Source organism: uncultured Chitinophaga sp., assembly GCF_937874145.1.
Classification (GTDB): Bacteria; Bacteroidota; Bacteroidia; order Chitinophagales; family Chitinophagaceae; genus Chitinophaga.
Map to the genome: position 1 here is coordinate 1 of NZ_CALNBI010000087.1, position 5,012 is coordinate 5,012.

General features: G+C 56.0%; 4 protein-coding genes and 1 pseudogene. All 5 read right to left on the minus strand.

What is annotated here, in order from left to right; genetic code table 11:
• A pseudogene (locus tag Q0510_RS03870) lies at window positions 1–815 on the minus strand (glycoside hydrolase family 92 protein); the annotation flags it as partial.
• A 902-nt stretch (window positions 816–1,717) separates the two neighbouring features.
• Window positions 1,718–2,758, minus strand: coding sequence for a substrate-binding domain-containing protein (locus tag Q0510_RS03875; RefSeq protein ID WP_298708433.1), 1,041 nt, complete (start codon window positions 2,756–2,758; stop codon window positions 1,718–1,720).
• Window positions 2,759–2,913: 155 nt separating this feature from the next.
• Window positions 2,914–3,159 (minus strand): hypothetical protein, encoded by a 246-nt coding sequence (locus tag Q0510_RS03880; protein ID WP_298708435.1) that lies wholly within the window; start codon window positions 3,157–3,159, stop codon window positions 2,914–2,916.
• A gap of 237 nt (window positions 3,160–3,396) precedes the next feature.
• On the minus strand, window positions 3,397–3,606 hold the full coding sequence (locus Q0510_RS03885; protein ID WP_298708437.1) for a heavy-metal-associated domain-containing protein: 210 nt from the start codon (window positions 3,604–3,606) through the stop codon (window positions 3,397–3,399).
• A 24-nt stretch (window positions 3,607–3,630) separates the two neighbouring features.
• Window positions 3,631–5,012 (minus strand): heavy metal translocating P-type ATPase (locus Q0510_RS03890; protein WP_298708439.1); only part of this gene is annotated, 1,382 nt, incomplete at its 5' end.

Sequence of the window (5,012 nt, forward strand, 5' to 3'; positions counted from 1 at the left end):
TCGCGCTGCAGGTTGAGGGCGGCTTGTTCGTGGGAGATGAAGGAGGATGCGGCTTTCACGTTGACAGTTTCGCCTTTTGCGGTGGCGAAACCGATGATGGCGCCGGCGTGGCCGGCCTGGAGCTCGAGCGTGTCTTTGGCGAGGCGGTTGCCGTCCCAGGTGTGGGCGAGGGCGAAGGGCTTATCGAACACGAGCACGAAATAGTTTTTGAAGTTCTCGGGAACGCCGCCGCTGTTGCGGGTGGAGTAACCGATGATTTTCTTTTCGGCGGGGATGATTTTCACATAGCTGCCGCGGTCGAAGGCGTCTACCACGATGAATGCGCTGTCGGTTTTCGGGAAGGTGAACCGGAATTGCGCGGCTCTCTCGGTGGGGGTGATTTCGGTGGTAACGTCGGCGTCTGCGAGGTATACGGAATAATAATATGGTTTGGCGGTTTCCGCTTTATGGGAGAACCAGCTGGCGCGGTCGTCCTGCGTGAATTTCATGCGGCCGGTGACGGGCATGAGGGAGAATTGACCGTAGTCGTTGATCCAGGGGGCGGGGTGATGGGTTTGTTTGAAACCGCGGATTTTGTCGGCGCTGTACTGGTAGGCCCATCCGTCGCCGTTTTTATTGGTTTGCGGCATCCAGAAGTTCATGCCCCAGGGGGTGGCGATGGCGGGATAGGTGTTACCGTTAGACAGGCTGCCTTTGGAATCTGTGCCCATGAGGGGGTTGACCCATTCCACGGGGTCAGTTACTTTTTGTACAGTTTGAGCGTTGGCGTGAAAGCCTGCACATAATGCGACGAGGCACCAGCGAAATGTATTCATAATGCAAAATCGATTTTGTAAAAAAAGGGGGCCGGCCCAGGAATGGGCCAGCCGTTAGATGCTACTCTTTATTGTTTGTATGATAAGCACTTGTTCACTTGACGCCCTTTTTGCCTGTCCTGATTCCGGAATCGGATGAAACCTGACCGGCAGACGGCATATCGCATAAATGATCCGGCGGGGCGTTTACTGCAAAATGGCCTTGCCATTTGCGGTCGTAAATTTACCAAACCTAATCAATATCCGGGCGTCTTTTCCATTCAAAAATAATTTCCCTCCCCGTTTCTGCCAAAAGTTCGTCCCATTGCAAAAGCCGGTTCTTATAACCTACTGATATGCAATCGGTTGTAAAAACCATCTTCAACGGTATGCCATCCGCCCGGCCTGGCAGTTTTTTTGCTGTTGGCCGTCCGGACCCGGGAGAAGGGAGCCAGCATCTTTGTATCTAACCTGTTTTTCACACTTCCGGACCTTGTCCGGCGGCCTCTGCCCAGCCTGTTTTCTGTCCACATCTGCTAAATGCAAAATCGATTTAGCAAAACGGTATAAAAAAAGGCCCTGGTGGGAGGCGTTTCATAAATGTAGGGAAAAAAACGATAACTGAAATTTTCCGGCGGAAAATTGGCCGCAGGCGTAACGACCCGAAGTCACGGTTTCGGCGGAAATTGGCAACAGGCGTACCGACCCGAAGTCGCGATCCCGTGGAAGGCTTTCATGCATCCGTGGTCCAAGCGCTATCCCCCCCGGTTGCAATGGCGCTCAATGTTCGGCCGGCGCGCGCCGTTGGATGGAATGTAATGCAGGGCGAACGCACCGCTGGCAAGGGGTTACGGAAAGGCCGTAGTGCATAAAGCTGATCGGCGGTAGCCTTGTACGGCGCTGCGGGCAAAGCTTTCAGCTGCTCAGGAAGAGCCCCTTTTAATAAATTTCCCCGGCAGCTCCAGCCGCGTTTTGCGGAGGGCGCGCTGGCTTTTGTCCAGCTGGTTCATGAGGAGCTGCATGGCCGTCTTGGCGATCTCGTCGATCGGTTGCTGCACCACCGTGATGCCGGGAGGGTACAAACGGAAAATATCGTGGTCGTCGAAACATACCACCGCTATGTCGTCCGGGATTTTCATCTGCAGCCCGGCGAGGGTTTCGAGACCCAATATCCCGAGGTAGTTTGTAGCAAAGAATATCGCGTCCATCCCTTTGTTCGCCTGGATGAATTGCCTGATTTTCCGCACCGATTCCTCCTTTTCGCCGTTATACGGCAACTCAAGCACCAGCTTGTTCTTCACGGCGATATTGTGGCTGCGGAGCGTTTCCTTGTAGCCTTTCATCCGCTCGTTCATCTGCACCAGGTCCATGTCCACCGTCACGAAACCGATCTGCTTCGCGCCCCGGTCGATCAGGTGCTCGATGCCCTGCTTCACCCCGCCGAAATTATCGATCAGCACATGCGGCGCCTGCACTTCGGGGAAGTAGCTGTCCATCAGCACCAGCGGCCGCTTATGCGCGATGAGTTGCTGGATGTCTTTCTCCATGCCCGCGGCCGGCGTGATCAGGTAGCCGTCGACCTGCTGGCGGCTCAGCATTTTGATGAGCTCTCCTCCTTTCTGGGCGTTATTTTCGGTGCTGCAATACACGATGTGGTAACCATAGCGGTCGGCTTCCGACTCGATCACCCTGGCCAATGCCGCGAAAAAGCTTCCGGAGATGCTTTCCACCATGAGGCCGAGGGTTTTGGACTGCCCCGTACGAAGGTTTACGGCTACGGAATGAGGCTGGTAGCCGGTCTTCTTCACCACCGCCATTACTTTTTCGGCCAGCTCTTCGCTGATACGCATCTGCCGGGCTTTCCCGTTCAGTACGAACGACACGGTCGAAGGGGCAACGCCCGCCATGCGCGCGACATCTTTCAGGGATAACCTTTTCATTTCCTGGCCTTTCTGTTCTTTCATTTTTAGCGTGCGGTTTCGCCGGCAAGTCCTTCCGGCGGGAGGTTGATAATGAAATCTTACATCCGGGAAATTAAGGTAAAAAGGGGAATTCCAACGTTACAATCATGACAAATCCCTGCCGGCGCTACCGGCGGAACCTGTGCGGGGAGGGGTGGTTATATGCCGACAGAATTGTCGACCCGCCGGTAATTCATCCGCCAGAGGATATTGGCGAGCTTCCGCGCGGTATTGGTGATAAAAGTTTCGCTTTTTTCGGGGAAATATACGTGCAATGATTCGTGCAGGGCCACTTCCAGGTGCTTGCGGCCCTTCAGCCTGCTGTCTATCACTATCGTATTAGAGCCGTAATCCGAAAGACCGAAAGCCTTTTCCCGCCCCAGTTTCTTATAAATGACTTTCATACGCCCATTTTTGTTGATATTAAATATACGAAGAAGCCCGCCGCCCCTCCGGCCCTGCGTGTATCCGTTGCCTGAGGCGGCTTTCCCGTCAACACGCCCCAAAAGGAACCACCAGCCCCCGTTCCCTGCTGCAGTTTCCGGGAATCCGCCATGATGGGGGGCCCTGGCAACAAAAAAACCGGCTGCCGCCCGAGGGCGCCGCCGGTTTGCTGTTTCCACTTGCGTGCTTTGTTCCCGCTATATTTTTTCCGCCTTGAAGCCGGCTTTCTTCACCGTTTCTTCCACTTCCTCCGGCGTCAGCGTACTGGTCGATACTGTGAGGATCTTATCCGGGTTGTTGGTATCTACTTCCCAGTGCGCGATTTCCTTTTCACCGTTGAGCGCGGGGCTCACGCCTTTCACACAGCCACTGCAATTGATATTGGTCTTGAATTTGAGCGTTTTCATCGTTATCAGATTTATATTGAATGATTAAATGTTGGATAATTTCAACCGGAGACTATTGCTCACTACCGACACGGAACTCAGCGCCATGGCGGCTCCCGCCAGCATGGGATCAAGCGAGAAGTCCATGACCGGGATCAGCACCCCGGCTGCCACCGGTATACCGATGACGTTGTAAATGAAGGCCCAGAAAAGATTCTGGCGGATGGTGCGCACCGTTTTCCTCGACAGGCGGATCGCTTTGGGGATCTGCCGGAGGTCGGAAGAGATGAGCGTCATCTTCGCTACATCCATCGCAATATCCGTTCCCTTGCCCATGGCGATGCTGACATCCGCCTGCGCCAGCGCCTCACTGTCGTTGATCCCATCACCCACCATCGCTACCACTTTCCCTTGTTTTTGCAGCTCCTTCACGAACCCGGATTTGTCGCCGGGCATGAGGCCCGCCTTTACGTGGCGGATACCGGTTTCAGCGGCTACGGCGGTGGCGGTGCGGGCATTGTCGCCGGTGAGCATCCATACTTCGATGCCCATGTCCTGCAGTTTCCGGATGGCTTCGGCGGAGCCGGCTTTGATGGTATCCGCGATAGCGATCACGGCCAGGGCTTTCTGCTCGTCGGCGAACCAGATGACGGTGTATGCCGCATTCAGCCAGGTTTCGGACTGTTCTTTCAGCGGAGCGTCGATGCGGATGCCGTTTTCTTCCAGGAGTTGCTGGTTGCCGGCGAAGAATCCCTTGCCGAGGGCTTTCCCTTTCACACCGCGGCCGGTAATGCTATCGAAATGCTGGAGCTTCTCGGGCATGATGCCCTGCATATGTTTCACCACGGCTTCGGCCAGCGGGTGCTCCGATTCGCGCTCCAGCGCCAGCAGGGCGCCGGAATACATGAGGCGGTCTTCCTCCGTTAGCCAGGCTTCGCCGGTCACAGCGGGCTTCCCTTCGGTGATGGTGCCTGTTTTATCGAGGATCAGCGCCTGGATGCGATAGGCTTTTTCGAGGCTTTCCGCGTCTTTGATGAGGATCCCGTTTTCCGCGCCCTTGCCCATGCCGACCATAATAGCCGTAGGCGTGGCGAGGCCCAGGGCGCAGGGGCATGCGATCACCAGCACTGTCACCAGCGCCATGAGGCCCTGCGTCAACCCGTTGGCGCCGCCCCAGATGAGCCAGGAGGCGAAGGCCAGCAGGGCGATGCCGATCACCACCGGCACGAAGATCCCGGCTACCTTATCGACGAGCTTCTGCACGGGGGCTTTGGAGCCTTGCGCTTCCTGCACTTTGCGGATGATCTGCGCCAGCAGCGTGGTGCCGCCTACCTGCGAGGCTTTCAGCCTGAAACTGCCTTTCTGGTTCAACGTTCCGGCGAATACTTCCGATCCCGGCTCCTTGGCTACCGCCACAGGCTCGCCGG